The following is a 23,703-nucleotide window of genomic DNA, read 5'->3' as shown; positions in this document are numbered from 1 at the left end:
AAACGAAGACGATAGACAAAGTCATTCTGGTTGCGTCGGGACGCAGCCATGTTAGAGGCCGCCAAAAGACATTCGGGAGGGGAATGATGTCTCAGACAGCGAAGGTTTTGCTGCTGTATGCCCACCCAGAATCCCAGGATTCCGTGGCCAACCGGGTTTTGCTTGAACCGGCTTTACAGTTGCCTAATGTCACCGTGCACGATCTTTATGCGCACTACCCCGATTTTTTTATCGATATTGCCCATGAGCAGGATCTCCTGCGCCAACATGAGGTGATTGTGTTCCAGCATCCGTTATACACCTGGAGCTGTCCGGCCTTACTGAAGGAGTGGCTGGACAGGGTTCTGAGCCGCGGCTTTGCCAGCGGTGCCGGAGGAAATCAGCTCGCGGGAAAGTACTGGCGCAGTGTGATCACCACCGGTGAGCCAGAGAGTGCCTACCGACGTGATGCAAACCGCTATCCGATGAACGATATTCTGCGGCCGTTTGAGCTGACGGCCGGCATGTGTCGCATGCACTGGATGAGTCCGATTATTGTCTACTGGGCTCGCCGGCAGTCACCCGACGATCTGAAAAGTCATGCCCGTGCCTACCGTGACTGGCTGGCCAATCCCATTACGGCAGGAGGAATTTATGGCGGGAGCTGATTTGCTGTTAGCCGGCGTCTTATTTCTGTTTTCTGCCGTGGTTGCGGTACCGCTGGCCGCCAGGCTCGGTATCGGTGCGGTCTTAGGTTATCTGCTGGCCGGTATTGCGATCGGTCCGTGGGGGCTGGGATTCATCAGTGATGTTGATGAGATCCTCCATTTCTCCGAACTGGGCGTGGTGTTCCTGATGTTTATCATCGGGTTGGAACTGAATCCGTCCAAACTCTGGCGCTTACGCAGTTCGATCTTTGGCGTGGGGGCGGCGCAGGTGCTGCTCAGCGCGGGTATTCTTGGCGGCCTGCTGGTGCTGACGGGGTTCTCCTGGCAAGCGGCGGTGGTCGGGGGGATTGGGCTGGCCATGTCGTCCACGGCGATGGCGTTGCAGCTGATGCGCGAAAAGGGGATGAGCCGGAGCGAATCCGGGCAGCTGGGTTTTTCGGTATTGCTGTTTCAGGATCTGGCGGTGATCCCCGCGCTGGCCCTGGTACCGCTGCTGGCGGGACCCGGGGATGACCATTTTGACTGGTTTACGATCGGGATGAAGGTGCTGGCTTTCGGCGGCATGCTGATTGGCGGCCGCTTTTTGCTGAGGCCAGTTTTCCGCTTTATTGCCGGCTCCGGCGTGCGCGAAGTGTTCACCGCCGCGACGCTGTTGCTGGTGCTGGGGTCAGCCCTGTTTATGGATGCCCTTGGCCTGTCGATGGCGCTCGGCACCTTTATTGCCGGCGTGCTGCTGGCCGAGAGCGAATATCGCCATGAGCTGGAGATCGCTATCGAGCCGTTTAAGGGACTTCTGCTAGGTTTGTTTTTTATCTCCGTGGGGATGGCGCTGAATCTTGGCGTGCTGTACACCCATTTGCTGTGGGTGGCGGCAAGCGTCGCCGTGCTGGTGGCGGTAAAAAGCCTGGTGCTGTACATCCTGGCGAGAGTGTATGGTTTGCGCAGCTCGGAACGGATGCAGTTTGCTGGGGTGCTGAGCCAGGGGGGAGAGTTTGCTTTTGTACTGTTCTCGCTGCCGGCTTCGCTACGTCTGTTTGAAAACGATCAGATGGCGCTGCTATTGGTGACGGTTACATTGTCGATGATGACCACGCCGCTCCTGATGACCCTGGTCGATAGTGTGCTCTCCCGGCGTTTTAATCAGTCGGAAGAAGAAGATGAGGCTCCGTGGGTTGAAGATGATAAACCGCAGGTCATTATCGTCGGGTTTGGTCGTTTCGGGCAGGTGATAGGCCGCTTACTGATGGCCAACAAAATGCGTATTACCGTGCTGGAGCGTGATATCAGCGCGGTTAACCTTATGCGGAAATATGGTTACAAGGTCTATTTTGGCGACGCAACCCAGCTGGAATTACTGCGCTCGGCAGGGGCTGAAGCGGCACAGTCGATCGTGATCACCTGCAATGAGCCGGAAGATACCATGAAGCTGGTCGAGATGTGCCAGCAGCACTTTCCGCATCTCAATATCCTGGCGCGAGCACGGGGCCGCGTTGAGGCGCATGAGTTGTTGCAGGCCGGGGTAGTGCAGTTTTCACGTGAGACCTTTTCCAGCGCCCTGGAGCTGGGGCGCAAAGCGCTGATTAGCGTCGGCATGCACCCGCACCAGGCACAACGTGCGCAACTGCACTTTCGGCGTCTGGATATGCGAATGCTGCGCGAGTTAATGCCGGTAAATACTGATACGCTGCAGATATCACGCGTGCGGGAAGCGCGCCGGGAGCTGGAGGAGATTTTCCAGCGTGAGATGCAGAAAGAGAGCAGACAGCTTGATGGCTGGGATGAGTTTGAATAAAGGGTCAATAAAAGATGGCTGTACGTAAACGTTTTATTGCTGGCGCAAAATGTCCAACGTGCCAGGCTCAGGATTCACTGGCGATGTGGCGTGAAAATAATGTCGATATTGTTGAGTGTGTTAAGTGTGGACACCAGATGCGTGAGGCGGATAAAGAGGCAAAAGAGCATGTCCGCAAAGATGAACAGGTGATTGGCATTTTTCATCCGGACTAGCGTTATCGCTCGCCTTTTTTTAAGCTAGAGGGTACACGGCTGCAGAATTCCGTTACAATCTGCGCCACTATTCTTCCCATGCTCAGGAGCAATCATGAAAGTAGCAAAAGACCTGGTGGTCAGCCTGGCCTATCAGGTACGTACAGAAGACGGTGTGTTGGTTGATGAGTCTCCGGTGAGCGCACCGCTGGACTACCTGCATGGTCACGGTTCCCTGATCTCCGGCCTGGAAAATGCGCTGGATGGTCATGAAGTGGGCGACAAATTTGACGTAGAAGTCGGCGCGAACGACGCGTACGGCCAGTACGACGAAAACCTGGTTCAGCGTGTTCCTAAAGACGTCTTCATGGGCGTTGATGAACTGCAGGTCGGGATGCGTTTCCTGGCTGAAACCGACCAGGGTCCAGTACCGGTTGAAATCACCGAAGTTGATGACGAGCACGTTGTGGTTGATGGTAACCACATGCTGGCGGGCCAAAACCTGAAGTTCAACGTTGAAGTGGTTGCGATTCGCGAAGCGACGGCAGAAGAGCTGGAACACGGTCACGTACACGGTGCTCACGGCCACGATCATGACCACGATCATGATGGTTGCTGCGGCGGTCACGGCCACGATCACGACCACGGTCATGAACATGGCAAAGGTGGTTGCGGTAACGGCGGTTGCGGCTGCCACTAATACCAAACGTCTTTCAAGCGCAGGTGCGTTGGTTTCGCTGTTAACCCCGGCACGTCGGGTGTGCTCAGGTTACCGCCATACTGTGACTCGAAATTCTTCAGGTATTCAATCCGGTAGCAACAATGCTACCGGATATAGAAAGCGGGGAAACCCGCTTTTTTTACGTCTCAATAATGTGGAGGTGGCGTTTCTTCGGCCTGTGACGCGATGTGCGATGACTGGGTAGCTTTCAGTTTTTCGACCATCAGACGCATATGCTCACGCATTTTCGCCATCTCGATCTCATGGGCGGTAACGGTCTTGTTGAGGTCTTCAAGGGTGATTTCCTGAAATGCCAGTCGGCTTTCCAACTCCGCCAGGCGAGTCTCCAGTGTACTATCGTGCATGAGTTACCCCTTTTGTCGGATTTCGCGGGCGGATTCTACTGAATTTTCATCAGTTGTGCAGCAACCTGGCGTAAGGCAGGAAACTAATTTATACAAAAATAGTCTGAAAACGGGTGATATTCAGGAACGACTGTATGTAGATTTATCCTGCAACGTTCTATAGTACCTCTTTTGCATTTTACGATAACCCTGGGGTGAGATGCCCCGGCCCTGGAGAAATGGATGAAATCACTGTTTAAAGTAACGCTGCTGGCGACCACAATGGCTGTCGCCCTGAATGCACCGCTGACCTTTGCGGCTGATACTGCTGCGAAGGCGGCACCTGCGACGGATAGCAAAGCGGCATTTAAAAATGACGATCAAAAATCTGCTTATGCGCTGGGTGCATCGCTGGGACGTTACATGGAAAACTCCCTGAAAGAACAAGAAAAACTGGGCATCAAGCTGGATAAAGATCAGCTGATCGCCGGTGTTCAGGACGCGTTTGCCAACAAGAGTAAACTGTCCGATCAAGAGATCGAGCAGACACTGCAGACTTTCGAAACTCGCGTAAAAACTGCTGCTCAGCAGAAAATGGAAAAAGACGCGACTGAGAACGACGCGAAAGGCAAAGCCTACCGTGATACCTTCGCGAAAGAGAAGGGCGTGAAAACCTCTAAATCTGGTCTGCTGTATAAAGTTGAGAAAGAAGGTACCGGTGACGCACCGAAAGACAGCGATACCGTTGTCGTGAACTACAAAGGTACGCTGATCGACGGTAAAGAGTTCGATAACTCTTACACCCGTGGTGAGCCACTTTCTTTCCGTCTGGACGGCGTGATCCCGGGCTGGACTGAAGGTCTGAAAAATATCAAGAAAGGCGGCAAAATCCAGCTGGTCATCCCACCGGATCTGGCTTACGGCAAAACAGGCGTACCGGGTATTCCGGCAAACTCCACTCTGGTATTTGACGTAGAACTGCTGGATATCAAGCCAGCACCGAAAGCGGATGCCAAGCCTGAAGCAGCGGCTGACGCAGCGGCAGCAGCGCCGGCTGCAGACGCGAAGAAGTAATCTGGTTTAAGCCGCCGCCCTCAAAGGCGGCGGCTTTTTTATTTGGGGCGGATATAATTAAAACTGGAAAGTGCCTCAAGCGCTGTATTACTTTAGATAGCTTAATAATGATGATGAGCCTGCCCTGACGAGCTACACTTCATCCTTCAAGCCGCATCTACGTTGGCCGCACTCGCTAATTTCAGTGACCATCGGAGTTTGCTCTGGGAATCATAAGAGACATCGAGTCTCTTACTGAACCAGCTTCTGGCTGGTCAAATTCGTTGCTGATGAGTTTGTCCTGGACTTGTGCCTCAACGCACCTTGAATGATTTGGTGTAAAAAATGACAGGCTCCTGAAAAGGAGTGCTTTTTTTCATGTCCAGGTCGCTTTTAACCAACGAAACCAGTGAGCTTGACCTGCTGGATCAACGTCCTTTCGACCAGACCGACTTCGATATCCTCAAATCCTATGAAGCGGTGGTGGACGGGTTAGCGATGCTCATTGGTTCCCATTGTGAGATCGTGCTGCATTCCCTACAGGATTTGAAATGCTCCGCTATCCGCATCGCCAACGGTGAACATACCGGTCGCCAAATCGGCTCGCCTATTACCGACCTCGCGCTGCGTATGCTGCACGATATGACGGGTGCCGATAGCAGCGTTTCCAAATGTTACTTTACGCGAGCCAAAAGTGGCGTCCTGATGAAGTCTGTCACGATTGCTATCCGCAACCGTGAGCATCGGGTTATTGGTCTGCTGTGCATCAACATGAACCTGGACGTCCCGTTCTCCCAGATCATGAGCACCTTTATTCCGCCGGAAACGCCGGAGGTCAACTCTCAGGTGAACTTTGCATCGTCTGTTGATGACCTGGTTGCACAAACGCTTGAATTCACGATTGAAGAAGTCAATGCGGACCGCAATGTGTCCAACAACGCCAAAAATCGCCAGATTGTCCTGAACCTCTATGAGAAAGGGATCTTTGATATCAAAGATGCCATTAACCAGGTCGCCGATCGGCTCAATATTTCCAAACATACGGTCTACCTCTACATTCGCCAGTTTAAGAGCGGCGATTTCCAGGGGCTGGATAAGTAATGCGTTTTGCCATTACGGTGACAGGGCCAGCCTACGGTACACAACAGGCCAGCAGTGCCTGGCAGTTTGCCCAGGCGGTTCTGCAAGAGGGCCATGAACTGGCCTGCATTTTTTTCTATCGTGAAGGCGTCTATAACGCTAACCAACTGACGGCGCCTGCTAGCGATGAGTTTGACCTGGTGCGCGCATGGCAACGTCTGCATGATGAACATGCGGTTGCTTTACACATTTGCGTCGCGGCAGCGCTGCGCCGTGGTGTAACCGATGAACGGGAAGCTCAGCAACTGGGCTTACCGGGCCATAATCTGCAGCCAGGGTTTACGTTGAGCGGCCTTGGGGCGCTGGCAGAAGCGTCATTAACCTGCGATCGGATGGTGCAGTTCTGATGAAACGCGTGGCCTTTGTTTTTTCTTCCGCGCCTCACGGCTCAGCTTCCGGCAGGGAAGGTCTGGATGCGCTGCTGGCGACCTCTGCATTAACCGATGAGCTGGGCGTTTTCTTTGTTGGCGACGGCGTCTTTCAGCTGTTATCGGGTCAAACGCCGTCAGCGGTGTTTGCCCGCGACTATATCGCCACTTTTAAGCTGCTGTCATTGTATGACATTGACGCCTGCTGGGTATGCGCGGCTTCCGCGCGTGAACGCGGTCTTGATGCAACCACGCCGTGGATTATCGATGCTGAATGGCTTGAACCCGAAGCGTTACGCGCCCGGCTCGATGATTTCAACGTGATTCTGCGGTTTTGAGGTTCCGATGCTCCACACCTTAAGCGTTTCTCCCTGGCATACCGATATCACTACCATGCTCCGTCTGATGAACGCGGGGGATGATCTGCTGTTGTTATCGGATGGCGTCACTGCCGCCATCGCCGGTAGCCGCTTCCTTGAAATGCTACAGTCTGCCCCCATAACCATTCATGTTCTGCAAGATGACATCGATGCCCGCGGGCTGGCTGGTCAAATTTCAGACAGTGTCGTCAGGGTTGGCTATACTGATTTCGTCAGAATGTCGATCAAACATCCCGGGCAACTGGCCTGGTAATGACGGGATTGTTGTATATTTCTTGACACCTTTTCGGCACCGCCCTAAAATTCTGCGTCCTCATATTATATGAGGCGATTTATTACGTGTTTACGAAGCAAAAGCTAAAACCAGGAGCTATTTAATGGCAACAATTAACCAGCTGGTACGCAAACCACGCGCACGCAAAGTTGCAAAGAGCAACGTGCCTGCACTGGAAGCCTGCCCGCAGAAACGTGGCGTATGTACCCGTGTATATACCACCACTCCTAAAAAACCGAACTCCGCACTGCGTAAAGTTTGCCGTGTTCGTCTGACTAACGGTTTCGAAGTCACCTCCTACATCGGTGGTGAAGGTCACAACCTGCAGGAACACTCCGTGATCCTGATCCGTGGCGGTCGTGTTAAAGACCTTCCGGGTGTTCGTTACCACACCGTTCGTGGTGCGCTTGACTGCTCCGGCGTTAAAGACCGTAAGCAAGCTCGCTCCAAGTATGGCGTGAAGCGTCCTAAGGCTTAATGGTTCTCCGTTAAGTAAGGCCAAACGTTTTATATTAATGTCAAACTAAACTCTTTGAGTTTTGGACAATCCTGAATTAACAACGGAGTATTTCCATGCCACGTCGTCGCGTCATTGGTCAGCGTAAAATCCTTCCAGATCCTAAGTTCGGATCAGAACTGCTGGCAAAATTTGTCAACATCCTGATGGTAGATGGTAAAAAATCTACTGCAGAAGCAATCGTATACAGCGCGCTGGAGACCCTGGCTCAGCGTTCTGGTAAAAATGAACTGGAAGCTTTCGAAGTCGCTCTGGACAACGTCCGTCCGACCGTCGAAGTTAAGTCCCGCCGTGTAGGTGGTTCTACTTATCAGGTTCCAGTTGAAGTCCGTCCGGTTCGTCGTAATGCCCTGGCAATGCGTTGGATCGTAGAAGCTGCTCGTAAACGTGGTGATAAATCCATGGCTCTGCGTCTGGCGAACGAACTTTCTGATGCTGCAGACAACAAAGGTACTGCAGTTAAGAAACGTGAAGACGTTCACCGTATGGCAGAAGCCAACAAGGCGTTCGCACACTACCGTTGGTAATCCCTTCGGAGTCATAGTCACCAGGCGGGCGCTTCAGGTAAGTCGCCCGTACTGGATAACTTAACTGAACGCCTAAAGAAACAAACGAGGAATCAAATGGCTCGTACAACACCCATCGCACGCTACCGTAACATCGGTATCAGTGCGCACATCGACGCCGGTAAAACCACTACTACCGAACGTATTCTGTTCTACACCGGTGTAAACCACAAAATCGGTGAAGTTCACGACGGCGCAGCAACCATGGACTGGATGGAGCAGGAGCAGGAGCGTGGTATCACCATCACCTCCGCAGCGACTACTGCATTCTGGTCTGGTATGGCTAAGCAGTATGAACCGCATCGCGTTAACATCATCGACACCCCGGGGCACGTTGACTTCACTATCGAAGTAGAACGTTCCATGCGTGTGCTTGATGGTGCAGTAATGGTTTACTGCGCAGTTGGTGGTGTTCAGCCGCAGTCTGAAACCGTATGGCGTCAGGCAAACAAATATAAAGTTCCGCGCATTGCGTTCGTTAACAAAATGGACCGCATGGGTGCGAACTTCCTGAAAGTTGTTGGTCAGATCAAATCCCGTCTGGGCGCGACTCCGGTCCCGCTGCAGCTGGCAATTGGTGCTGAAGAAGGTTTCACCGGTGTTGTTGACCTGGTGAAAATGAAAGCCATCAACTGGAACGAAGAAGACGCAGGCGTTACCTTCACTTATGAAGATATCCCGGCTGACATGCAGGAACTGGCTGACGAATGGCACCAGAACCTGATCGAGTCCGCTGCTGAAGCTTCAGAAGAGCTGATGGAGAAATACCTGGGTGGTGAAGAACTGACTGAAGAAGAGATCAAAAAAGCTCTGCGTCAGCGTGTTCTGAACAACGAAATCATCCTGGTAACCTGTGGTTCTGCGTTCAAGAACAAAGGTGTTCAGGCGATGCTGGATGCGGTAATTGATTACCTGCCATCCCCGGTTGATGTACCTGCGATCAACGGTATTCTGGACGACGGTAAAGATACTCCGGCTGAGCGTCACGCTAGCGATGAAGAGCCGTTTGCTGCTCTGGCATTTAAAATTGCTACCGACCCGTTCGTGGGTAACCTGACCTTCTTCCGCGTTTACTCCGGTGTGGTTAACTCTGGTGATACCATCCTGAACTCCGTGAAATCTGCACGTGAGCGTTTCGGTCGTATCGTACAGATGCACGCTAACAAACGTGAAGAAATCAAAGAAGTTCGCGCGGGCGATATCGCTGCTGCTATCGGTCTGAAAGACGTAACTACCGGTGACACCCTGTGTAACCCGGATGCGCCGATCATTCTGGAGCGTATGGAATTCCCAGAGCCGGTAATCTCCATCGCTGTTGAACCGAAAACCAAAGCTGACCAGGAAAAAATGGGTCTGGCTCTGGGTCGTCTGGCTAAAGAAGACCCGTCATTCCGCGTATGGACTGACGAAGAATCTAACCAGACCATTATCGCCGGTATGGGTGAACTGCACCTCGACATCATCGTTGACCGTATGAAGCGTGAATTCAACGTTGAAGCGAACGTCGGTAAACCTCAGGTTGCTTACCGCGAAGCAATTCGCTCTAAAGTTACCGATATCGAAGGTAAACATGCTAAGCAGTCTGGTGGTCGCGGTCAGTATGGTCACGTTGTGATCGACATGTACCCACTGGAGCCGGGCTCAAATCCGAAAGGATACGAGTTCATCAACGACATCAAAGGTGGTGTAATTCCTGGCGAATACATCCCGGCCGTTGATAAAGGCATCCAGGAACAGCTGAAAGCTGGTCCGCTGGCAGGTTACCCGGTAGTTGATCTCGGTGTGCGTCTGCACTTCGGTTCTTACCATGACGTTGACTCCTCTGAGCTGGCGTTTAAACTGGCTGCTTCTATTGCCTTTAAAGATGGCTTTAAGAAAGCGAAACCAGTTCTGCTTGAGCCGATCATGAAGGTTGAAGTAGAGACTCCGGAAGAGAACACTGGTGATGTCATCGGTGACCTTAGCCGTCGTCGTGGTCAGCTGAAAGGCCAGGAATCTAACGCTACTGGCGTACAGATTCATGCTGAAGTTCCGCTGTCTGAAATGTTCGGATATGCAACTCAGCTGCGTTCCCTGACCAAAGGTCGTGCATCTTACTCCATGGAATTCCTGAAGTATGATGACGCACCGAACAACGTTGCTCAGGCCGTAATTGAAGCCCGTGGTAAATAAGCCGTAGGGTTAAAACCAAAATCCCGTGCTCTCTCCTGATGGGGAGAGCACTATAGTAAGGAATATAGCCGTGTCTAAAGAAAAATTTGAACGTACAAAACCGCACGTCAACGTCGGTACTATCGGCCACGTTGACCATGGTAAAACTACTCTGACCGCTGCAATCACTACCGTTCTGGCTAAAACCTACGGTGGTTCTGCTCGTGCATTCGACCAGATCGATAACGCACCGGAAGAAAAAGCTCGTGGTATCACCATCAACACTTCCCACGTTGAATATGACACCCCGACTCGCCACTACGCACACGTAGACTGCCCGGGCCACGCCGACTATGTTAAAAACATGATCACCGGTGCTGCTCAGATGGATGGCGCGATCCTGGTTGTTGCTGCGACTGACGGCCCGATGCCGCAGACTCGTGAGCACATCCTGCTGGGTCGTCAGGTAGGCGTTCCTTACATCATCGTGTTCCTGAACAAATGCGACATGGTTGATGACGAAGAGCTGCTGGAACTGGTTGAAATGGAAGTTCGTGAACTTCTGTCTCAGTACGACTTCCCGGGCGACGACACTCCGATCATCCGTGGTTCTGCTCTGAAAGCGCTGGAAGGCGAAGCAGAGTGGGAAGCTAAGATCGTTGAGCTGGCTGGCTACCTGGATTCTTACATCCCGGAACCAGAGCGTGCGATTGACAAGCCGTTCCTGCTGCCGATCGAAGACGTATTCTCTATCTCTGGCCGTGGTACTGTTGTTACCGGTCGTGTAGAGCGCGGTATCGTTAAAGTTGGCGAAGAAGTTGAAATCGTTGGTATCAAAGAGACTGCTAAGTCTACCTGTACTGGCGTTGAAATGTTCCGCAAACTGCTGGACGAAGGCCGTGCTGGTGAGAACGTTGGTGTTCTGCTGCGTGGTATCAAACGTGAAGAAATCGAACGTGGTCAGGTACTGGCTAAGCCGGGTTCTATCAAGCCGCACACCAAATTCGAATCTGAAGTGTACATCCTGTCCAAAGATGAAGGCGGCCGTCATACTCCGTTCTTCAAAGGCTACCGTCCGCAGTTCTACTTCCGTACAACTGACGTGACTGGTACCATCGAACTGCCAGAAGGCGTAGAGATGGTAATGCCGGGCGACAACATCAAAATGGTTGTTACCCTGATTCACCCGATCGCGATGGACGATGGTCTGCGTTTCGCAATCCGTGAAGGCGGCCGTACTGTTGGTGCGGGCGTTGTAGCTAAAGTTCTGGGCTAATTTATTAGTTCTGAATTAAAAAGGGCGCTTCGGCGCCCTTTTTGCTGTCTGTCATTTACGGTGGCAGTAAAGATGTTGCTTGATTAAAACGTGCTTCGCTCTCGGTATTTCAGCAATAGTCTATTGTAATTATAACCATTCTCATTTACACTTTTGATCATAAATTGAACGGGAGTCGGTATGTACGTTTGTTTGTGTAATGGTGTAAACGATAAAAAAATTCGTCAGGCCGTGCGTCAATTTCATCCTCAGTCTTTTCAGCAACTGCGTAAATTCATTCCTGTGGGAAATCAATGCGGTAAGTGCGTCCGCGCGGCCCGCGAGATTATGGAAGATGAATTAACCCGCATGCCTGAATACCAGGAGATCGCTTAAGCGCTCCAGCTTTTCTTTGACATCTATATAGCCCGAACTACGCTTCAATAAGTGGAAGCGGAGGGACTATATAATGAAAGGTGATGTCAAAATCATAAGTTATCTCAATAAATTATTGGGCAATGAGCTTGTCGCAATAAATCAGTACTTTCTTCATGCCAGAATGTTCAAGAACTGGGGCCTGATGCGTCTCAATGATGTTGAATATCATGAGTCCATAGATGAAATGAAACACGCCGATAAATACATCGAGCGGATTTTGTTTCTTGAAGGCATTCCAAATTTGCAGGATCTCGGAAGACTGGGCATCGGTGAAGATGTCGAGGAGATGTTGCAATCTGATTTAAGGCTGGAGCTTGAAGGCGCAAAAGATCTGCGTGAAGCGATCGCCTATGCTGATAGCGTTCATGACTATGTTAGTCGCGACATGCTGATCGAAATTCTTACCGATGAGGAAGGCCATATTGACTGGCTGGAAACCGAGTTAGATCTTATCGGTAAAATCGGGCTGCCGAACTACCTCCAGTCGCAGATCAAAGTGGCTGACTAACTCGCGTTTACCATCCACACCAAAAACCCGCTGCAGCCAAAAAAGGGCCAAATGGCAGCGGGTTGTTTAATGACCCCTCCGTTTTACCCGACAGCATCAAAATCAGCCATCCGCCACAGGCCAGAAGTGAGGCCATAAAGATCAATTGTGGCAACAGTTGCCAGCCATGCCATGCGCCGAGGGCGGCCAGAAATTTGACATCCCCATAGCCTAATCCTTCATAACCGCGAATCCCGCGATAAAGCCAGTAGATCAATGCGAAGGCGAGATAGCCCGCGATGGCACCAGCAACGGCTTGTTCCAGTTTGATTGGGGAATGGCAAAGATAATAGAGCAGACCACACCAGAGCAGGGGACAGGTCAGGCGGTCAGGAAGTAACCCATCCCGCAAATCATACCAGCACAGTGCGAGCGTAAAACTGCTATAGACAAGTAAGAAGGGGAGCGTCATCGATTCATTGCCCTGGCTGCGGAGTTGTAACCCAGAGTCTGGGAGAAAGGGTGGCCAGTGGCAAAAGACAGAGCTGACAATCTCGAGCGGTATTCTGATGTTTTGCACCTATTTCAGAGTGTTGCAGTGCCTGACCAGTCAGGTACGCAAAAATGATTGCTGATTTTGTATGCAGTACTTGCGTAAGGCCGGAATTTGCGTATAATGCGCGGGCCTGTCAAAATTGGCAGGCTGGTTCGATATGAACCCTGATAGAGCAGTTAGCTATCAAACAATGTTCCCAATCGGGGAACTATGTAAGAACGGTTACACTCTCCCATCAATCGTAATGGGTATGAGGAGTAATCATTTCGTCTATAAATAATTGGAGCTCTGGTCTCATGCAGAACCAAAGAATCCGTATCCGTCTTAAAGCGTTTGATCATCGTCTGATCGATCAATCAACCGCGGAAATCGTCGAGACTGCCAAGCGCACTGGTGCGCAGGTTCGTGGTCCGATCCCGCTGCCGACCCGCAAAGAGCGCTTTACCGTTCTGATCTCCCCGCACGTCAACAAAGATGCGCGTGATCAGTACGAAATTCGCACTCACAAGCGTCTGGTTGACATCGTTGAGCCAACTGAGAAAACCGTTGATGCTCTGATGCGTCTGGATCTGGCTGCCGGTGTAGACGTGCAGATCAGCCTGGGTTAATCAGGTCATCGAGCGATTGAGAGGTTGAAACAATGATTGGTTTAGTCGGTAAAAAAGTGGGCATGACCCGCATCTTCACTGAAGATGGCGTATCTATCCCAGTAACCGTAATCGAAGTTGAAGCAAACCGTGTTGCACAGGTTAAAGACCTGGCTAACGATGGTTACCGCGCAATTCAGGTTACCACCGGTGCTAAAAAAGCTAACCGTGTAACCAAGCCGGAAGCTGGTCACTTCGCTAAAGCTGGCGTAGAAGCTGGCCGTGGTCTGTGGGAATTCCGTCTTGCTGACGGCGAAGAATTCACCGTAGGTCAGAGCATTAGCGTAGAACTGTTTGCTGACGTTAAAAAAGTTGACGTAACCGGTACCTCTAAAGGTAAAGGTTTCGCCGGTACCGTTAAGCGCTGGAACTTCCGTACCCAGGACGCTACTCACGGTAACTCCTTGTCTCACCGCGTTCCGGGTTCTATCGGTCAGAACCAGACTCCGGGCAAAGTGTTCAAAGGCAAGAAAATGGCAGGTCAGCTGGGTAATGAGCGTGTCACCGTTCAGAGCCTGGACGTAGTACGTGTTGACGCTGAGCGCAACCTGCTGCTGGTTAAAGGTGCTGTCCCGGGTGCAACCGGTAGCGACCTGATCGTTAAACCAGCTGTGAAGGCGTGAGGAGATAGCAATGGAATTAGTATTGAAAGACGCGCAGAGCGCGCTGACTGTTTCCGAAACTACCTTCGGTCGTGATTTCAACGAAGCGCTGGTACACCAGGTTGTTGTTGCTTATGCAGCTGGTGCTCGTCAGGGTACTCGTGCTCAGAAGACTCGTGCTGAAGTAACTGGTTCAGGCAAAAAGCCGTGGCGCCAGAAAGGTACCGGCCGTGCGCGTTCAGGTTCTATCAAGAGCCCGATCTGGCGTTCCGGTGGCGTGACCTTCGCTGCTCGCCCGCAGGACCACAGTCAAAAAGTTAACAAAAAGATGTACCGCGGCGCGCTGAAAAGCATTCTGTCCGAACTGGTACGTCAGGATCGTCTGATCGTTGTCGAGAAGTTCTCTGTTGAAGCGCCTAAAACTAAGCTGCTGGCACAGAAACTGAAAGACATGGCTCTGGAAGATGTGCTGATCATCACCGGTGAGCTGGACGAGAACCTGTTCCTGGCTGCGCGCAACCTGCACAAGGTTGACGTACGCGATGCAACTGGTATCGACCCGGTTAGCCTGATCGCCTTCGACAAAGTCGTAATGACTGCTGATGCTGTTAAGCAAGTTGAGGAGATGCTGGCATGATTCGTGAAGAACGTCTGCTGAAGGTGCTGCGCGCACCGCACGTTTCTGAAAAAGCGTCTGCTGCGATGGAAAAAACAAACACCATCGTTCTCAAAGTTGCTAAAGACGCGACTAAAGCAGAAATCAAAGCTGCTGTGCAGAAACTGTTTGAAGTCGAAGTCGAAGTCGTTAACACCCTGGTAGTTAAAGGGAAAGTTAAACGTCACGGACAGCGTATCGGTCGTCGTAGCGACTGGAAAAAAGCTTACGTCACCCTGAAAGAAGGCCAGAATCTGGACTTCGTTGGCGGCGCTGAGTAAGTCGGAGGAGTAATACAATGGCAGTTGTTAAATGTAAACCGACATCTCCGGGTCGTCGCCACGTTGTTAAAGTGGTTAACCCTGAGCTGCACAAGGGCAAACCTTTTGCTCCGTTGCTGGAAAAAAACAGCAAATCCGGTGGTCGTAACAACAATGGCCGTATCACCACCCGTCATATCGGTGGTGGCCACAAGCAGGCTTACCGTATTGTTGACTTTAAACGCAACAAAGATGGTATCCCGGCAGTTGTTGAGCGTCTTGAGTACGATCCGAACCGTTCCGCGAACATCGCGCTGGTTCTGTACAAAGATGGCGAGCGCCGTTACATCCTGGCCCCTAAAGGCCTGAAAGCTGGCGACCAGATTCAGTCTGGCGTTGATGCTGCAATCAAAGCAGGTAACACCCTGCCGATGCGCAATATCCCGGTTGGTTCTACCGTTCATAACGTAGAAATGAAACCAGGTAAAGGCGGTCAGCTGGCACGTTCCGCTGGTACTTACGTTCAGATCGTTGCTCGTGATGGTGCTTATGTCACCCTGCGTCTGCGTTCTGGTGAAATGCGTAAAGTCGAAGCAGACTGCCGCGCTACTCTGGGCGAAGTTGGCAATGCTGAGCATATGCTGCGCGTTCTGGGTAAAGCAGGTGCTGCACGCTGGCGTGGTGTTCGTCCTACCGTTCGCGGTACTGCGATGAACCCAGTCGACCACCCACATGGTGGTGGTGAAGGTCGTAACTTTGGTAAGCACCCGGTATCCCCGTGGGGCCTGCAGACCAAAGGTAAGAAGACCCGCAGCAACAAGCGTACTGATAAATTCATCGTACGTCGCCGTAGCAAATAATATTAGAGGATAAGCCATGCCACGTTCTCTCAAGAAAGGTCCTTTTATTGACCTGCACTTGCTGAAGAAGGTAGAGAAAGCGGTGGAAAGCGGAGACAAGAAGCCCCTGCGCACTTGGTCCCGTCGTTCAACGATCTTTCCTAACATGATCGGTTTGACCATCGCTGTCCATAATGGTCGTCAGCACGTTCCAGTTTTTGTTTCCGACGAAATGGTTGGTCACAAACTGGGTGAATTCGCACCGACTCGTACTTATCGCGGCCATGCTGCTGATAAAAAAGCGAAGAAGAAATAAGGTAGGAGGAAGAGATGGAAACTTTAGCTCAACATCGCCATGCTCGTTCTTCTGCTCAGAAGGTTCGCCTTGTAGCTGACCTGATTCGCGGTAAGAAAGTGTCGCAGGCCCTGGATATTCTGACCTACACCAACAAGAAAGCTGCTGTATTGGTCAAGAAGGTACTGGAATCTGCCATTGCTAACGCTGAACACAACGATGGCGCTGACATTGACGATCTGAAAGTTGCGAAAATTTTCGTAGACGAAGGCCCGAGCATGAAGCGCATTATGCCGCGTGCGAAAGGTCGTGCAGATCGCATCCTGAAGCGCACCAGCCACATCACTGTGGTTGTGTCCGATCGCTGAGACTCTGGAGACTAGCAATGGGTCAGAAAGTACATCCTAATGGTATTCGCCTGGGTATTGTCAAACCATGGAACTCTACCTGGTTCGCGAACACCAAAGAATTCGCTGACAACCTGGACAGCGATTTTAAAGTACGTCAGTTCCTGACTAAAGAACTGGCTAAAGCGTCCGTATCTCGTATCGTTATCGAGCGTCCGGCTAAGAGCATCCGTGTGACCATTCACACTGCTCGCCCGGGCATCGTTATCGGTAAGAAAGGCGAAGACGTAGAAAAACTGCGCAAGGTCGTAGCGGATATCGCTGGCGTTCCTGCACAGATCAATATCGCCGAAGTTCGTAAGCCAGAACTGGACGCTAAATTGGTTGCTGACAGCATCACTTCTCAGCTGGAACGTCGTGTTATGTTCCGTCGTGCTATGAAGCGTGCTGTACAGAACGCAATGCGTCTGGGCGCTAAAGGTATCAAAGTTGAAGTTAGCGGCCGTCTGGGCGGCGCGGAAATCGCACGTACCGAATGGTACCGTGAAGGTCGCGTACCGCTGCACACTCTGCGTGCTGACATCGACTACAACACCTCTGAAGCGCGTACCACTTACGGTATTATCGGCGTTAAGGTATGGATCTTCAAAGGCGAGATCCTGGGTGGTATGGCTGCTGTTGAACAACCGGAACCGGCTGCTCAACCTAAAAAGCAGCAGCGTAAAGGCCGTAAATAAGGAGCGTCGCTGATGTTACAACCAAAGCGTACAAAATTCCGTAAAGTGCACAAAGGCCGCAACCGTGGTCTGGCGCAGGGTACGGATGTTAGCTTCGGCACTTTCGGTCTGAAAGCTGTTGGCCGTGGTCGTCTGACTGCACGTCAGATCGAAGCAGCACGTCGTGCTATGACCCGTGCAGTTAAGCGTCAAGGTAAGATCTGGATCCGTGTATTCCCGGACAAACCGATCACCGAGAAGCCGCTGGAAGTTCGTATGGGTAAAGGTAAAGGTAACGTGGAGTATTGGGTTGCCTTGATTCAGCCGGGTAAAGTCCTGTATGAAATGGACGGTGTTCCGGAAGAGCTGGCCCGTGAAGCCTTCGGCCTGGCAGCAGCGAAACTGCCTATCAAAACCACCTTTGTAACTAAGACGGTGATGTAATGAAAGCAAAAGAGCTGCGTGAAAAAAGCGTTGAAGAGCTGAACGCTGAGCTGCTGAACCTGCTGCGTGAGCAGTTCAACCTGCGTATGCAGGCTGCAAGTGGCCAGCTGCAACAGACTCACCTGCTGAAGCAAGTGCGTCGTGATGTTGCGCGCGTTAAGACTTTACTGACTGAGAAGGCGGATGCGTAATGACCGATAAAATCCGTACTCTGCAAGGTCGTGTTGTTAGCAATAAAATGGAAAAATCCATCGTTGTTGCTATCGAACGTTTTGTGAAACACCCGATCTACGGTAAATTCATCAAGCGTACGACCAAACTGCACGTACATGACGAGAACAACGAATGCGGTATCGGTGACGTGGTAGAAATCCACGAATGCCGTCCGCTGTCCAAGACTAAGTCCTGGACGCTGGTTCGCGTTGTAGAGAAAGCAGTTCTGTAATAGAGCTGTGTTCTCAACGGATAAACGGCTCAGCGATGAGCCGTTTATTTTTTCTACCCATATCCGATTTCCGGTGTTATAATGCCGCGCCCTCGATATGGGGATATTTATTGGCCCGATTTTGGGTCTCAGTAGTAGTTGACATTAGCGGAGCACTAAAATGATCCAAGAACAGACTATGCTGAACGTCGCCGACAACTCCGGTGCACGTCGCGTAATGTGTATCAAGGTTCTGGGTGGCTCGCACCGTCGCTACGCAGGCGTAGGCGACATCATCAAGATCACCATCAAAGAAGCAATTCCGCGTGGTAAGGTCAAAAAGGGTGATGTGCTGAAGGCGGTAGTGGTGCGCACCAGGAAGGGTGTTCGTCGCCCGGACGGTTCTGTCATTCGCTTTGATGGTAATGCATGCGTTATTCTGAACAATAACAGCGAGCAGCCCATCGGTACGCGTATTTTTGGGCCGGTAACTCGTGAGCTTCGTACCGAGAAGTTCATGAAAATTATCTCTCTGGCACCAGAAGTACTCTAAGGAGCGAATCATGGCAGCGAAAATCCGTCGTGATGACGAAGTTATCGTGTTAACCGGTAAAGATAAAGGTAAACGCGGTAAAGTTAAGAATGTCTTGTCTTCCGGCAAGCTCATTGTTGAAGGTATCAACCTGGTTAAGAAACATCAGAAGCCGGTTCCGGCCCTGAACCAACCAGGTGGCATCGTTGAAAAAGAAGCTGCAATTCAGGTTTCTAACGTTGCACTCTTCAATGCGGCAACCGGCAAGGCTGACCGTGTAGGCTTTAGATTCGAAGACGGCAAAAAAGTCCGTTTCTTCAAATCTAACAGCGAAACTATCAAGTAATTTGGAGTAGTACGATGGCGAAACTGCATGATTACTACAAAGACGAAGTAGTTGGTAAACTCATGACTGAGTTTAACTACAATTCTGTCATGCAAGTCCCTCGGGTCGAGAAGATCACCCTGAACATGGGTGTTGGTGAAGCGATCGCTGACAAGAAACTGCTGGATAATGCAGCAGCAGATCTGACAGCAATCTCCGGTCAAAAGCCGTTGATCACCAAAGCACGCAAATCAGTTGCAGGCTTCAAAATCCGTCAGGGCTATCCGATCGGCTGTAAAGTAACCCTGCGTGGCGAACGCATGTGGGAGTTCTTTGAGCGCCTGATCACTATTGCTGTACCGCGTATCCGTGACTTCCGTGGCCTGTCCGCTAAGTCATTCGATGGTCGTGGTAACTACAGCATGGGTGTCCGTGAGCAGATCATCTTCCCAGAAATCGACTACGATAAAGTCGACCGCGTTCGTGGTTTGGATATTACCATTACCACTACTGCGAAATCTGATGAAGAAGGCCGCGCTCTGCTGGCTGCCTTTGACTTCCCGTTCCGCAAGTAAGGTAGGGTTACTTAATGGCTAAGCAATCAATGAAAGCACGCGAAGTAAAGCGCGTGGCTTTAGCTGATAAATTCTTCGCTAAACGCGCTGAACTGAAAGCTATCATCTCTGATGTGAACGCAACCGACGAAGATCGTTGGAATGCTGTTCTCAAGCTGCAGACTCTGCCGCGTGATTCCAGCCCGTCTCGTCAGCGTAACCGCTGCCGTCAAACAGGTCGTCCGCATGGTTTCCTGCGGAAGTTCGGGTTGAGCCGTATCAAGGTCCGTGAAGCCGCTATGCGCGGTGAAATCCCGGGTCTGAAAAAGGCTAGCTGGTAATTGTCACCAATTGAATCACGGGAGTAAAGACAGATGAGCATGCAAGATCCGATCGCGGATATGCTGACCCGTATCCGTAACGGTCAGGCCGCGAATAAAGCTGCGGTCACCATGCCTTCCTCCAAGCTGAAAGTGGCAATTGCCAACGTGCTGAAGGAAGAAGGCTTTATTGAAGATTTTAAAGTTGAAGGCGACATCAAGCCGGAACTGGAACTGACTCTTAAGTATTTCCAGGGTAAAGCTGTTGTAGAAAGCATTCAGCGTGTCAGCCGCCCAGGTCTGCGCATCTACAAACGTAAAGATGAGCTGCCGAAAGTTATGGCGGGTCTGGGTATCGCAGTTATTTCTACCTCTAAAGGTGTTATGACTGATCGTGCAGCGCGCCAAGCTGGTCTTGGTGGCGAAATTATCTGCTACGTAGCCTAATCGGAGGAAAAAATGTCTCGTGTTGCTAAAGCACCGGTCGTTGTTCCTGCCGGCGTTGATGTAAAAATCAACGGTCAGGTTATTACGATCAAAGGTAAGAATGGCGAGCTGACTCGTACTCTCAACGATGCTGTTGAAGTTAAACATGCAGATAATGCACTGACTTTCGGTCCGCGTGATGGTTTCGCAGACGGTTGGGCTCAGGCTGGTACCGCGCGTGCCCTGCTTAACTCAGTAGTTATCGGTGTTACCGAAGGCTTCACTAAAAAGCTTCAGCTGGTTGGTGTAGGTTATCGTGCAGCGGTCAAAGGGGATGTAGTAAACCTGGCTTTAGGTTTCTCACACCCAGTTGAGCATAAACTGCCGGCCGGTATCACTGCAGAATGTCCGACTCAAACTGAAATCGTGCTGAAAGGCGCTGATAAGCAGGTGATCGGCCAGGTTGCAGCAGATCTGCGCGCCTACCGTCGTCCTGAGCCTTATAAAGGCAAGGGTGTTCGTTACGCCGACGAAGTCGTGCGTACCAAAGAGGCTAAGAAGAAGTAAGGTAACACTATGGATAAGAAATCTGCTCGTATCCGTCGTGCGACCCGCGCACGCCGCAAGCTCCAGGAGCTGGGTGCAACTCGCCTGGTGGTACATCGTACCCCGCGTCATATTTACGCACAGGTAATTGCACCGAACGGTTCTGAAGTTCTGGTAGCTGCTTCTACTGTAGAAAAAGCTATCGCTGAACAATTGAAGTACACCGGTAACAAAGACGCGGCTGCAGCTGTGGGTAAAGCTGTTGCTGAACGCGCTCTGGAAAAAGGCATCAAAGATGTTTCCTTTGACCGTTCCGGGTTCCAATATCATGGTCGTGTCCAGGCACTGGCAGATGCTGCCCGTGAAGCTGGCCTTCAGTTCTAAGGTAGAGGTGTAAGATGGCTCACATCGAAAAACAAGCTGGCGAACTGCAGGAAAAGCTGATCGCGGTTAACCGCGTATCTAAAACCGTTAAAGGTGGTCGTATTTTCTCCTTCACAGCTCTGACTGTTGTTGGTGATGGTAATGGCCGCGTAGGTTTTGGTTACGGTAAAGCGCGTGAAGTTCCAGCAGCGATCCAGAAAGCGATGGAAAAAGCCCGTCGCAATATGATTAACGTCGCGCTGAACCACGGCACCCTGCAGCACCCGGTTAAAGGTGTTCACACGGGTTCTCGTGTATTCATGCAGCCAGCTTCCGAAGGTACCGGTATCATCGCCGGTGGTGCAATGCGCGCCGTTCTGGAAGTTGCTGGAGTTCATAACGTTCTGGCCAAAGCATATGGTTCCACCAACCCGATCAACGTGGTTCGTGCAACTATTGATGGCCTGGAAAATATGAATTCTCCAGAAATGGTCGCTGCCAAGCGTGGTAAATCCGTTGAAGAAATTCTGGGGAAATAAACCATGGCAAAGACTATTAAAATTACTCAAACCCGCAGTGCAATCGGTCGTCTGCCGAAACACAAGGCAACGCTGCTTGGCCTGGGTCTGCGTCGTATTGGTCACACCGTAGAGCGCGAGGATACTCCTGCTGTTCGTGGTATGGTCAACGCGGTTTCCTTCATGGTTAAAGTTGAGGAGTAAGAGATGCGTTTAAATACTCTGTCTCCGGCCGAAGGCTCCAAAAAGGCGGGTAAACGCCTGGGTCGTGGTATCGGTTCTGGCCTCGGTAAAACCGGTGGTCGTGGTCACAAAGGTCAGAACTCTCGTTCTGGCGGTGGCGTACGTCGCGGTTTCGAGGGTGGTCAGATGCCTCTGTACCGTCGTCTGCCGAAATTCGGCTTCACTTCTCGTAAAGCGATGATCACTGCAGAAGTTCGTCTGTCTGATCTGACTCACGTAGAAGGCGATGTAGTCGACCTGAACACGCTGAAAGCGGCTAATATTATCGGTATCCAGATCGAGTTCGCGAAAGTGATCCTGTCTGGCGAGGTAGCTCGTCCGGTAACTATTCGTGGCCTGCGTGTGACTAAAGGTGCTCGTGCTGCTATCGAAGCTGCTGGCGGTAAAATTGAGGAATAAGTAGCAGATGGCTAAGCAACCGGGATTAGATTTTCAAAGTGCCAAAGGTGGACTTGGCGAACTGAAACGCAGACTTTTGTTTGTTATCGGTGCGCTGATTGTATTCCGTATTGGTTCTTTTATTCCGATCCCTGGTATTGATGCCGCTGTACTTGCCAAACTGCTTGAGCAACAGCGAGGCACCATCATTGAAATGTTCAACATGTTCTCTGGTGGTGCTCTCAGCCGTGCTTCTATCTTTGCTTTGGGTATCATGCCGTACATTTCGGCATCGATCATTGTCCAACTGCTTACAGTTGTTTATCAACCGTTAGCAGAGATGAAGAAAGAAGGGGAGTCTGGTCGTCGTAAGATCAGCCAGTACACCCGCTACGGTACTCTGGTGTTGGCTATATTCCAGTCGATCGGTATTGCTACCGGTCTACCGAATATGCCTGGTATGCAGGGCCTGGTAATGAATCCAGGCTTTGCATTCTACTTCACCGCTGTTGTAAGTCTGGTCACAGGAACCATGTTCCTGATGTGGCTCGGCGAACAGATTACTGAACGTGGTATCGGTAACGGTATCTCGATCATTATCTTCGCTGGTATCGTTGCGGGTCTCCCGCCAGCCATCGCCCATACTATCGAGCAAGCGCGTCAAGGCGACCTGCACTTCCTCCTGTTGCTATTGGTTGCAGTATTAGTATTTGCCGTGACCTTCTTTGTTGTGTTCGTAGAACGTGGTCAACGCCGCATTGTGGTGAACTACGCGAAGCGTCAACAAGGTCGTCGTGTCTATGCTGCACAGAGCACACATTTACCGTTGAAAGTGAATATGGCAGGGGTAATCCCGGCAATCTTCGCTTCCAGCATTATTCTGTTCCCTGCAACCATCGCGTCATGGTTCGGGGGCGGAACCGGTTGGAACTGGCTGACAACAATTTCGCTGTATTTGCAGCCTGGGCAACCGCTTTATGTGTTACTCTATGCGTCTGCGATCATCTTCTTCTGTTTCTTCTACACGGCGTTGGTTTTCAACCCGCGTGAAACAGCAGATAACCTGAAGAAGTCCGGTGCATTTGTACCAGGAATTCGTCCGGGAGAGCAAACGGCGAAGTATATCGATAAAGTAATGACTCGTCTGACTTTGGTTGGTGCGCTGTACATTACCTTTATCTGCCTGATCCCGGAGTTCATGCGTGATGCAATGAAAGTGCCGTTCTACTTCGGTGGAACCTCGCTGCTTATTGTTGTCGTTGTGATAATGGACTTTATGGCTCAAGTGCAAACTCTGATGATGTCAAGTCAGTACGAGTCTGCATTGAAGAAGGCGAACCTGAAAGGCTACGGCCGCTAACGGGTCGCCCGAGAAGTTACGGAGAG

39 protein-coding genes are annotated in these 23,703 nt (G+C 51.2%); 37 read left to right on the top strand and 2 right to left on the bottom strand.

Going from position 1 to position 23,703, the window contains the following annotated elements; translation table 11 throughout:
* Nucleotides 1-83 precede the first annotated feature (83 nt).
* The 4 genes from kefG to slyD all read left to right on the top strand — a co-directional run bounded on the left by kefG (nt 84) and on the right by slyD (nt 3,333).
* A complete protein-coding gene (gene kefG / locus ACMYSO_RS11870; protein ID WP_434582751.1) occupies nt 84-647 on the top strand; it encodes a glutathione-regulated potassium-efflux system ancillary protein KefG in 564 nt (187 codons plus the stop codon).
* Nucleotides 634-2,439 carry a glutathione-regulated potassium-efflux system protein KefB gene (gene kefB, locus ACMYSO_RS11865; RefSeq protein WP_434670593.1) on the top strand — a complete coding sequence of 602 codons (1,806 nt, stop codon included), beginning with the start codon at nt 634-636 and terminating at the stop codon, nt 2,437-2,439. Before kefG ends, kefB begins: the two co-directional genes overlap by 14 nt.
* Nucleotides 2,440-2,453: 14 nt before the next feature.
* Nucleotides 2,454-2,654, top strand: coding sequence for a YheV family putative zinc ribbon protein (locus ACMYSO_RS11860; RefSeq protein ID WP_123757364.1), 201 nt, complete (start codon nt 2,454-2,456; stop codon nt 2,652-2,654).
* A 94-nt stretch (nt 2,655-2,748) separates the two neighbouring features.
* Nucleotides 2,749-3,333 carry a peptidylprolyl isomerase gene (gene slyD, locus ACMYSO_RS11855; RefSeq protein ID WP_123757365.1) on the top strand — a complete coding sequence of 195 codons (585 nt, stop codon included), beginning with the start codon at nt 2,749-2,751 and terminating at the stop codon, nt 3,331-3,333.
* A gap of 167 nt (nt 3,334-3,500) precedes the next feature.
* Here the strand turns inward: slyD and ACMYSO_RS11850 are convergent, their stop codons facing one another.
* On the bottom strand, nt 3,501-3,719 hold the full coding sequence (locus ACMYSO_RS11850; RefSeq protein ID WP_434582753.1) for a protein SlyX: 219 nt from the start codon (nt 3,717-3,719) through the stop codon (nt 3,501-3,503).
* A 222-nt stretch (nt 3,720-3,941) separates the two neighbouring features.
* On the opposite strand from ACMYSO_RS11850, the gene fkpA reads away from it, so the two are divergent.
* The 11 genes from fkpA (at nt 3,942) to bfr (ending at nt 12,348) form a co-directional block, all read left to right on the top strand.
* The gene (gene fkpA, locus ACMYSO_RS11845) at nt 3,942-4,772 is read left to right on the top strand and encodes an FKBP-type peptidyl-prolyl cis-trans isomerase (RefSeq protein WP_434582754.1); all 831 of its coding nucleotides are present in this window, start codon (nt 3,942-3,944) and stop codon (nt 4,770-4,772) included.
* 357 nt (nt 4,773-5,129) lie between these two features.
* On the top strand, nt 5,130-5,852 hold the full coding sequence (locus tag ACMYSO_RS11840; protein WP_004868391.1) for a helix-turn-helix transcriptional regulator: 723 nt from the start codon (nt 5,130-5,132) through the stop codon (nt 5,850-5,852).
* Nucleotides 5,852-6,238 carry a sulfurtransferase complex subunit TusD gene (tusD, locus tag ACMYSO_RS11835; protein WP_123757368.1) on the top strand — a complete coding sequence of 129 codons (387 nt, stop codon included), beginning with the start codon at nt 5,852-5,854 and terminating at the stop codon, nt 6,236-6,238. The genes ACMYSO_RS11840 and tusD overlap by 1 nt, the downstream gene beginning before the upstream one ends.
* Entirely contained in the window at nt 6,238-6,597 is a 360-nt protein-coding gene (tusC, locus tag ACMYSO_RS11830) for a sulfurtransferase complex subunit TusC (RefSeq protein ID WP_434670592.1), read from the top strand. The genes tusD and tusC overlap by 1 nt, the downstream gene beginning before the upstream one ends.
* Nucleotides 6,598-6,604: 7 nt before the next feature.
* Entirely contained in the window at nt 6,605-6,892 is a 288-nt protein-coding gene (gene tusB, locus ACMYSO_RS11825; protein ID WP_434670591.1) for a sulfurtransferase complex subunit TusB, read from the top strand.
* 124 nt (nt 6,893-7,016) lie between these two features.
* A complete protein-coding gene (gene rpsL / locus ACMYSO_RS11820; RefSeq protein ID WP_002920115.1) occupies nt 7,017-7,391 on the top strand; it encodes a 30S ribosomal protein S12 in 375 nt (124 codons plus the stop codon).
* Nucleotides 7,392-7,486: 95 nt separating this feature from the next.
* On the top strand, nt 7,487-7,957 hold the full coding sequence (gene rpsG / locus ACMYSO_RS11815; RefSeq protein WP_004106370.1) for a 30S ribosomal protein S7: 471 nt from the start codon (nt 7,487-7,489) through the stop codon (nt 7,955-7,957).
* Between the two features lie 96 nt (nt 7,958-8,053).
* The gene (gene fusA / locus ACMYSO_RS11810) at nt 8,054-10,168 is read left to right on the top strand and encodes an elongation factor G (protein WP_434582758.1); all 2,115 of its coding nucleotides are present in this window, start codon (nt 8,054-8,056) and stop codon (nt 10,166-10,168) included.
* A 70-nt stretch (nt 10,169-10,238) separates the two neighbouring features.
* Nucleotides 10,239-11,423 (top strand): elongation factor Tu, encoded by a 1,185-nt coding sequence (gene tuf / locus ACMYSO_RS11805; protein ID WP_187042350.1) that lies wholly within the window; start codon nt 10,239-10,241, stop codon nt 11,421-11,423.
* 180 nt (nt 11,424-11,603) lie between these two features.
* The gene (gene bfd / locus ACMYSO_RS11800; protein ID WP_004106366.1) at nt 11,604-11,798 is read left to right on the top strand and encodes a bacterioferritin-associated ferredoxin; all 195 of its coding nucleotides are present in this window, start codon (nt 11,604-11,606) and stop codon (nt 11,796-11,798) included.
* A gap of 73 nt (nt 11,799-11,871) precedes the next feature.
* Entirely contained in the window at nt 11,872-12,348 is a 477-nt protein-coding gene (bfr, locus tag ACMYSO_RS11795; protein ID WP_434582759.1) for a bacterioferritin, read from the top strand.
* A 7-nt stretch (nt 12,349-12,355) separates the two neighbouring features.
* Here bfr and ACMYSO_RS11790 read toward each other — a convergent pair whose 3' ends face one another.
* Complete coding sequence (locus ACMYSO_RS11790) at nt 12,356-12,799, bottom strand: prepilin peptidase (protein WP_434670590.1); 444 nt, start codon at nt 12,797-12,799, stop codon at nt 12,356-12,358.
* A gap of 380 nt (nt 12,800-13,179) precedes the next feature.
* Here ACMYSO_RS11790 and rpsJ point away from each other — a divergent pair, with 380 nt between their 5' ends.
* From rpsJ to secY, 22 genes are all read left to right on the top strand, one after another.
* The gene (gene rpsJ / locus ACMYSO_RS11785) at nt 13,180-13,491 is read left to right on the top strand and encodes a 30S ribosomal protein S10 (protein ID WP_001181005.1); all 312 of its coding nucleotides are present in this window, start codon (nt 13,180-13,182) and stop codon (nt 13,489-13,491) included.
* Between the two features lie 32 nt (nt 13,492-13,523).
* On the top strand, nt 13,524-14,153 hold the full coding sequence (gene rplC / locus ACMYSO_RS11780) for a 50S ribosomal protein L3 (RefSeq protein WP_004868374.1): 630 nt from the start codon (nt 13,524-13,526) through the stop codon (nt 14,151-14,153).
* A 10-nt stretch (nt 14,154-14,163) separates the two neighbouring features.
* The gene (gene rplD, locus ACMYSO_RS11775; protein ID WP_000424395.1) at nt 14,164-14,769 is read left to right on the top strand and encodes a 50S ribosomal protein L4; all 606 of its coding nucleotides are present in this window, start codon (nt 14,164-14,166) and stop codon (nt 14,767-14,769) included.
* Entirely contained in the window at nt 14,766-15,068 is a 303-nt protein-coding gene (gene rplW, locus ACMYSO_RS11770) for a 50S ribosomal protein L23 (protein ID WP_004868363.1), read from the top strand. Before rplD ends, rplW begins: the two co-directional genes overlap by 4 nt.
* Nucleotides 15,069-15,085: 17 nt before the next feature.
* Nucleotides 15,086-15,907, top strand: coding sequence for a 50S ribosomal protein L2 (gene rplB, locus ACMYSO_RS11765; protein WP_002919786.1), 822 nt, complete (start codon nt 15,086-15,088; stop codon nt 15,905-15,907).
* Nucleotides 15,908-15,923: 16 nt separating this feature from the next.
* On the top strand, nt 15,924-16,202 hold the full coding sequence (rpsS, locus tag ACMYSO_RS11760; RefSeq protein ID WP_001138115.1) for a 30S ribosomal protein S19: 279 nt from the start codon (nt 15,924-15,926) through the stop codon (nt 16,200-16,202).
* Nucleotides 16,203-16,216: 14 nt separating this feature from the next.
* Nucleotides 16,217-16,549 carry a 50S ribosomal protein L22 gene (gene rplV, locus ACMYSO_RS11755; RefSeq protein WP_002919773.1) on the top strand — a complete coding sequence of 111 codons (333 nt, stop codon included), beginning with the start codon at nt 16,217-16,219 and terminating at the stop codon, nt 16,547-16,549.
* 17 nt (nt 16,550-16,566) lie between these two features.
* Nucleotides 16,567-17,265: a 30S ribosomal protein S3 gene (gene rpsC / locus ACMYSO_RS11750; protein WP_123753635.1), complete on the top strand. Its 699-nt coding sequence runs from the start codon at nt 16,567-16,569 to the stop codon at nt 17,263-17,265.
* Nucleotides 17,266-17,277: 12 nt separating this feature from the next.
* Nucleotides 17,278-17,688: a 50S ribosomal protein L16 gene (gene rplP / locus ACMYSO_RS11745; protein ID WP_002919759.1), complete on the top strand. Its 411-nt coding sequence runs from the start codon at nt 17,278-17,280 to the stop codon at nt 17,686-17,688.
* Nucleotides 17,688-17,879: a 50S ribosomal protein L29 gene (gene rpmC, locus ACMYSO_RS11740; RefSeq protein WP_123753634.1), complete on the top strand. Its 192-nt coding sequence runs from the start codon at nt 17,688-17,690 to the stop codon at nt 17,877-17,879. The genes rplP and rpmC overlap by 1 nt, the downstream gene beginning before the upstream one ends.
* Nucleotides 17,879-18,133, top strand: a complete 255-nt coding sequence (gene rpsQ / locus ACMYSO_RS11735) for a 30S ribosomal protein S17 (protein ID WP_004868357.1) — start codon at nt 17,879-17,881, stop codon at nt 18,131-18,133. Before rpmC ends, rpsQ begins: the two co-directional genes overlap by 1 nt.
* Before the next feature lie 160 nt (nt 18,134-18,293).
* Nucleotides 18,294-18,665 (top strand): 50S ribosomal protein L14, encoded by a 372-nt coding sequence (rplN, locus tag ACMYSO_RS11730; protein WP_004160583.1) that lies wholly within the window; start codon nt 18,294-18,296, stop codon nt 18,663-18,665.
* 10 nt (nt 18,666-18,675) lie between these two features.
* Nucleotides 18,676-18,990 carry a 50S ribosomal protein L24 gene (rplX, locus tag ACMYSO_RS11725; RefSeq protein ID WP_041142967.1) on the top strand — a complete coding sequence of 105 codons (315 nt, stop codon included), beginning with the start codon at nt 18,676-18,678 and terminating at the stop codon, nt 18,988-18,990.
* A gap of 14 nt (nt 18,991-19,004) precedes the next feature.
* Nucleotides 19,005-19,544: a 50S ribosomal protein L5 gene (rplE, locus tag ACMYSO_RS11720; RefSeq protein WP_041142966.1), complete on the top strand. Its 540-nt coding sequence runs from the start codon at nt 19,005-19,007 to the stop codon at nt 19,542-19,544.
* A gap of 14 nt (nt 19,545-19,558) precedes the next feature.
* A complete protein-coding gene (gene rpsN, locus ACMYSO_RS11715) occupies nt 19,559-19,864 on the top strand; it encodes a 30S ribosomal protein S14 (protein ID WP_002919667.1) in 306 nt (101 codons plus the stop codon).
* Between the two features lie 33 nt (nt 19,865-19,897).
* A complete protein-coding gene (gene rpsH / locus ACMYSO_RS11710; RefSeq protein WP_004106343.1) occupies nt 19,898-20,290 on the top strand; it encodes a 30S ribosomal protein S8 in 393 nt (130 codons plus the stop codon).
* A gap of 12 nt (nt 20,291-20,302) precedes the next feature.
* Entirely contained in the window at nt 20,303-20,836 is a 534-nt protein-coding gene (gene rplF, locus ACMYSO_RS11705; protein ID WP_041142965.1) for a 50S ribosomal protein L6, read from the top strand.
* Between the two features lie 9 nt (nt 20,837-20,845).
* Nucleotides 20,846-21,199: a 50S ribosomal protein L18 gene (gene rplR, locus ACMYSO_RS11700; protein WP_000358960.1), complete on the top strand. Its 354-nt coding sequence runs from the start codon at nt 20,846-20,848 to the stop codon at nt 21,197-21,199.
* Nucleotides 21,200-21,213: 14 nt separating this feature from the next.
* Complete coding sequence (rpsE, locus tag ACMYSO_RS11695; RefSeq protein WP_004106339.1) at nt 21,214-21,717, top strand: 30S ribosomal protein S5; 504 nt, start codon at nt 21,214-21,216, stop codon at nt 21,715-21,717.
* A 3-nt stretch (nt 21,718-21,720) separates the two neighbouring features.
* The gene (gene rpmD / locus ACMYSO_RS11690) at nt 21,721-21,900 is read left to right on the top strand and encodes a 50S ribosomal protein L30 (protein WP_001140434.1); all 180 of its coding nucleotides are present in this window, start codon (nt 21,721-21,723) and stop codon (nt 21,898-21,900) included.
* A gap of 3 nt (nt 21,901-21,903) precedes the next feature.
* Nucleotides 21,904-22,338 carry a 50S ribosomal protein L15 gene (gene rplO, locus ACMYSO_RS11685; protein WP_434670588.1) on the top strand — a complete coding sequence of 145 codons (435 nt, stop codon included), beginning with the start codon at nt 21,904-21,906 and terminating at the stop codon, nt 22,336-22,338.
* A 7-nt stretch (nt 22,339-22,345) separates the two neighbouring features.
* Nucleotides 22,346-23,677, top strand: coding sequence for a preprotein translocase subunit SecY (secY, locus tag ACMYSO_RS11680; RefSeq protein WP_041142963.1), 1,332 nt, complete (start codon nt 22,346-22,348; stop codon nt 23,675-23,677).
* Nucleotides 23,678-23,703 lie beyond the last annotated feature (26 nt).

Origin of the sequence: Klebsiella sp. B345 (assembly GCF_051131735.1) — a bacterium.
Lineage (GTDB): Bacteria > Pseudomonadota > Gammaproteobacteria > Enterobacterales > Enterobacteriaceae > Klebsiella.
Note: the sequence above shows the minus strand (reverse complement) of the source record. Positions and strands in the feature narration are given on the sequence as shown.

Bases quoted from the DNA above. Each gene is read 5' to 3' on its own strand.
- rplR (WP_000358960.1), top strand. From the start codon at position 20,846: ATGGATAAGAAATCTGCTCGTATCCGTCGTGCGACCCGCGCACGCCGC.
- rpsL (WP_002920115.1), top strand. From the start codon at position 7,017: ATGGCAACAATTAACCAGCTGGTACGCAAACCACGCGCACGCAAAGTT.
- ACMYSO_RS11860 (WP_123757364.1), top strand. From the start codon at position 2,454: ATGGCTGTACGTAAACGTTTTATTGCTGGCGCAAAATGTCCAACGTGC.
- rpsJ (WP_001181005.1), top strand. From the start codon at position 13,180: ATGCAGAACCAAAGAATCCGTATCCGTCTTAAAGCGTTTGATCATCGT.
- rpmD (WP_001140434.1), top strand. From the start codon at position 21,721: ATGGCAAAGACTATTAAAATTACTCAAACCCGCAGTGCAATCGGTCGT.
- rpsE (WP_004106339.1), top strand. From the start codon at position 21,214: ATGGCTCACATCGAAAAACAAGCTGGCGAACTGCAGGAAAAGCTGATC.
- rplX (WP_041142967.1), top strand. From the start codon at position 18,676: ATGGCAGCGAAAATCCGTCGTGATGACGAAGTTATCGTGTTAACCGGT.
- rpsC (WP_123753635.1), top strand. From the start codon at position 16,567: ATGGGTCAGAAAGTACATCCTAATGGTATTCGCCTGGGTATTGTCAAA.
- rplW (WP_004868363.1), top strand. From the start codon at position 14,766: ATGATTCGTGAAGAACGTCTGCTGAAGGTGCTGCGCGCACCGCACGTT.
- tusB (WP_434670591.1), top strand. From the start codon at position 6,605: ATGCTCCACACCTTAAGCGTTTCTCCCTGGCATACCGATATCACTACC.
- rplO (WP_434670588.1), top strand. From the start codon at position 21,904: ATGCGTTTAAATACTCTGTCTCCGGCCGAAGGCTCCAAAAAGGCGGGT.
- rpsH (WP_004106343.1), top strand. From the start codon at position 19,898: ATGAGCATGCAAGATCCGATCGCGGATATGCTGACCCGTATCCGTAAC.
- rplB (WP_002919786.1), top strand. From the start codon at position 15,086: ATGGCAGTTGTTAAATGTAAACCGACATCTCCGGGTCGTCGCCACGTT.
- rplP (WP_002919759.1), top strand. From the start codon at position 17,278: ATGTTACAACCAAAGCGTACAAAATTCCGTAAAGTGCACAAAGGCCGC.
- tusD (WP_123757368.1), top strand. From the start codon at position 5,852: ATGCGTTTTGCCATTACGGTGACAGGGCCAGCCTACGGTACACAACAG.
- rpsS (WP_001138115.1), top strand. From the start codon at position 15,924: ATGCCACGTTCTCTCAAGAAAGGTCCTTTTATTGACCTGCACTTGCTG.
- rplE (WP_041142966.1), top strand. From the start codon at position 19,005: ATGGCGAAACTGCATGATTACTACAAAGACGAAGTAGTTGGTAAACTC.
- ACMYSO_RS11790 (WP_434670590.1), bottom strand. From the start codon at position 12,799: ATGACGCTCCCCTTCTTACTTGTCTATAGCAGTTTTACGCTCGCACTG.
- ACMYSO_RS11850 (WP_434582753.1), bottom strand. From the start codon at position 3,719: ATGCACGATAGTACACTGGAGACTCGCCTGGCGGAGTTGGAAAGCCGA.
- kefB (WP_434670593.1), top strand. From the start codon at position 634: ATGGCGGGAGCTGATTTGCTGTTAGCCGGCGTCTTATTTCTGTTTTCT.
- rplF (WP_041142965.1), top strand. From the start codon at position 20,303: ATGTCTCGTGTTGCTAAAGCACCGGTCGTTGTTCCTGCCGGCGTTGAT.
- fusA (WP_434582758.1), top strand. From the start codon at position 8,054: ATGGCTCGTACAACACCCATCGCACGCTACCGTAACATCGGTATCAGT.
- rpmC (WP_123753634.1), top strand. From the start codon at position 17,688: ATGAAAGCAAAAGAGCTGCGTGAAAAAAGCGTTGAAGAGCTGAACGCT.
- ACMYSO_RS11840 (WP_004868391.1), top strand. From the start codon at position 5,130: ATGTCCAGGTCGCTTTTAACCAACGAAACCAGTGAGCTTGACCTGCTG.
- secY (WP_041142963.1), top strand. From the start codon at position 22,346: ATGGCTAAGCAACCGGGATTAGATTTTCAAAGTGCCAAAGGTGGACTT.
- kefG (WP_434582751.1), top strand. From the start codon at position 84: ATGATGTCTCAGACAGCGAAGGTTTTGCTGCTGTATGCCCACCCAGAA.
- rplN (WP_004160583.1), top strand. From the start codon at position 18,294: ATGATCCAAGAACAGACTATGCTGAACGTCGCCGACAACTCCGGTGCA.
- rpsG (WP_004106370.1), top strand. From the start codon at position 7,487: ATGCCACGTCGTCGCGTCATTGGTCAGCGTAAAATCCTTCCAGATCCT.
- slyD (WP_123757365.1), top strand. From the start codon at position 2,749: ATGAAAGTAGCAAAAGACCTGGTGGTCAGCCTGGCCTATCAGGTACGT.
- bfd (WP_004106366.1), top strand. From the start codon at position 11,604: ATGTACGTTTGTTTGTGTAATGGTGTAAACGATAAAAAAATTCGTCAG.
- rplV (WP_002919773.1), top strand. From the start codon at position 16,217: ATGGAAACTTTAGCTCAACATCGCCATGCTCGTTCTTCTGCTCAGAAG.
- rplD (WP_000424395.1), top strand. From the start codon at position 14,164: ATGGAATTAGTATTGAAAGACGCGCAGAGCGCGCTGACTGTTTCCGAA.
- rplC (WP_004868374.1), top strand. From the start codon at position 13,524: ATGATTGGTTTAGTCGGTAAAAAAGTGGGCATGACCCGCATCTTCACT.
- bfr (WP_434582759.1), top strand. From the start codon at position 11,872: ATGAAAGGTGATGTCAAAATCATAAGTTATCTCAATAAATTATTGGGC.
- tusC (WP_434670592.1), top strand. From the start codon at position 6,238: ATGAAACGCGTGGCCTTTGTTTTTTCTTCCGCGCCTCACGGCTCAGCT.
- fkpA (WP_434582754.1), top strand. From the start codon at position 3,942: ATGAAATCACTGTTTAAAGTAACGCTGCTGGCGACCACAATGGCTGTC.
- rpsN (WP_002919667.1), top strand. From the start codon at position 19,559: ATGGCTAAGCAATCAATGAAAGCACGCGAAGTAAAGCGCGTGGCTTTA.
- rpsQ (WP_004868357.1), top strand. From the start codon at position 17,879: ATGACCGATAAAATCCGTACTCTGCAAGGTCGTGTTGTTAGCAATAAA.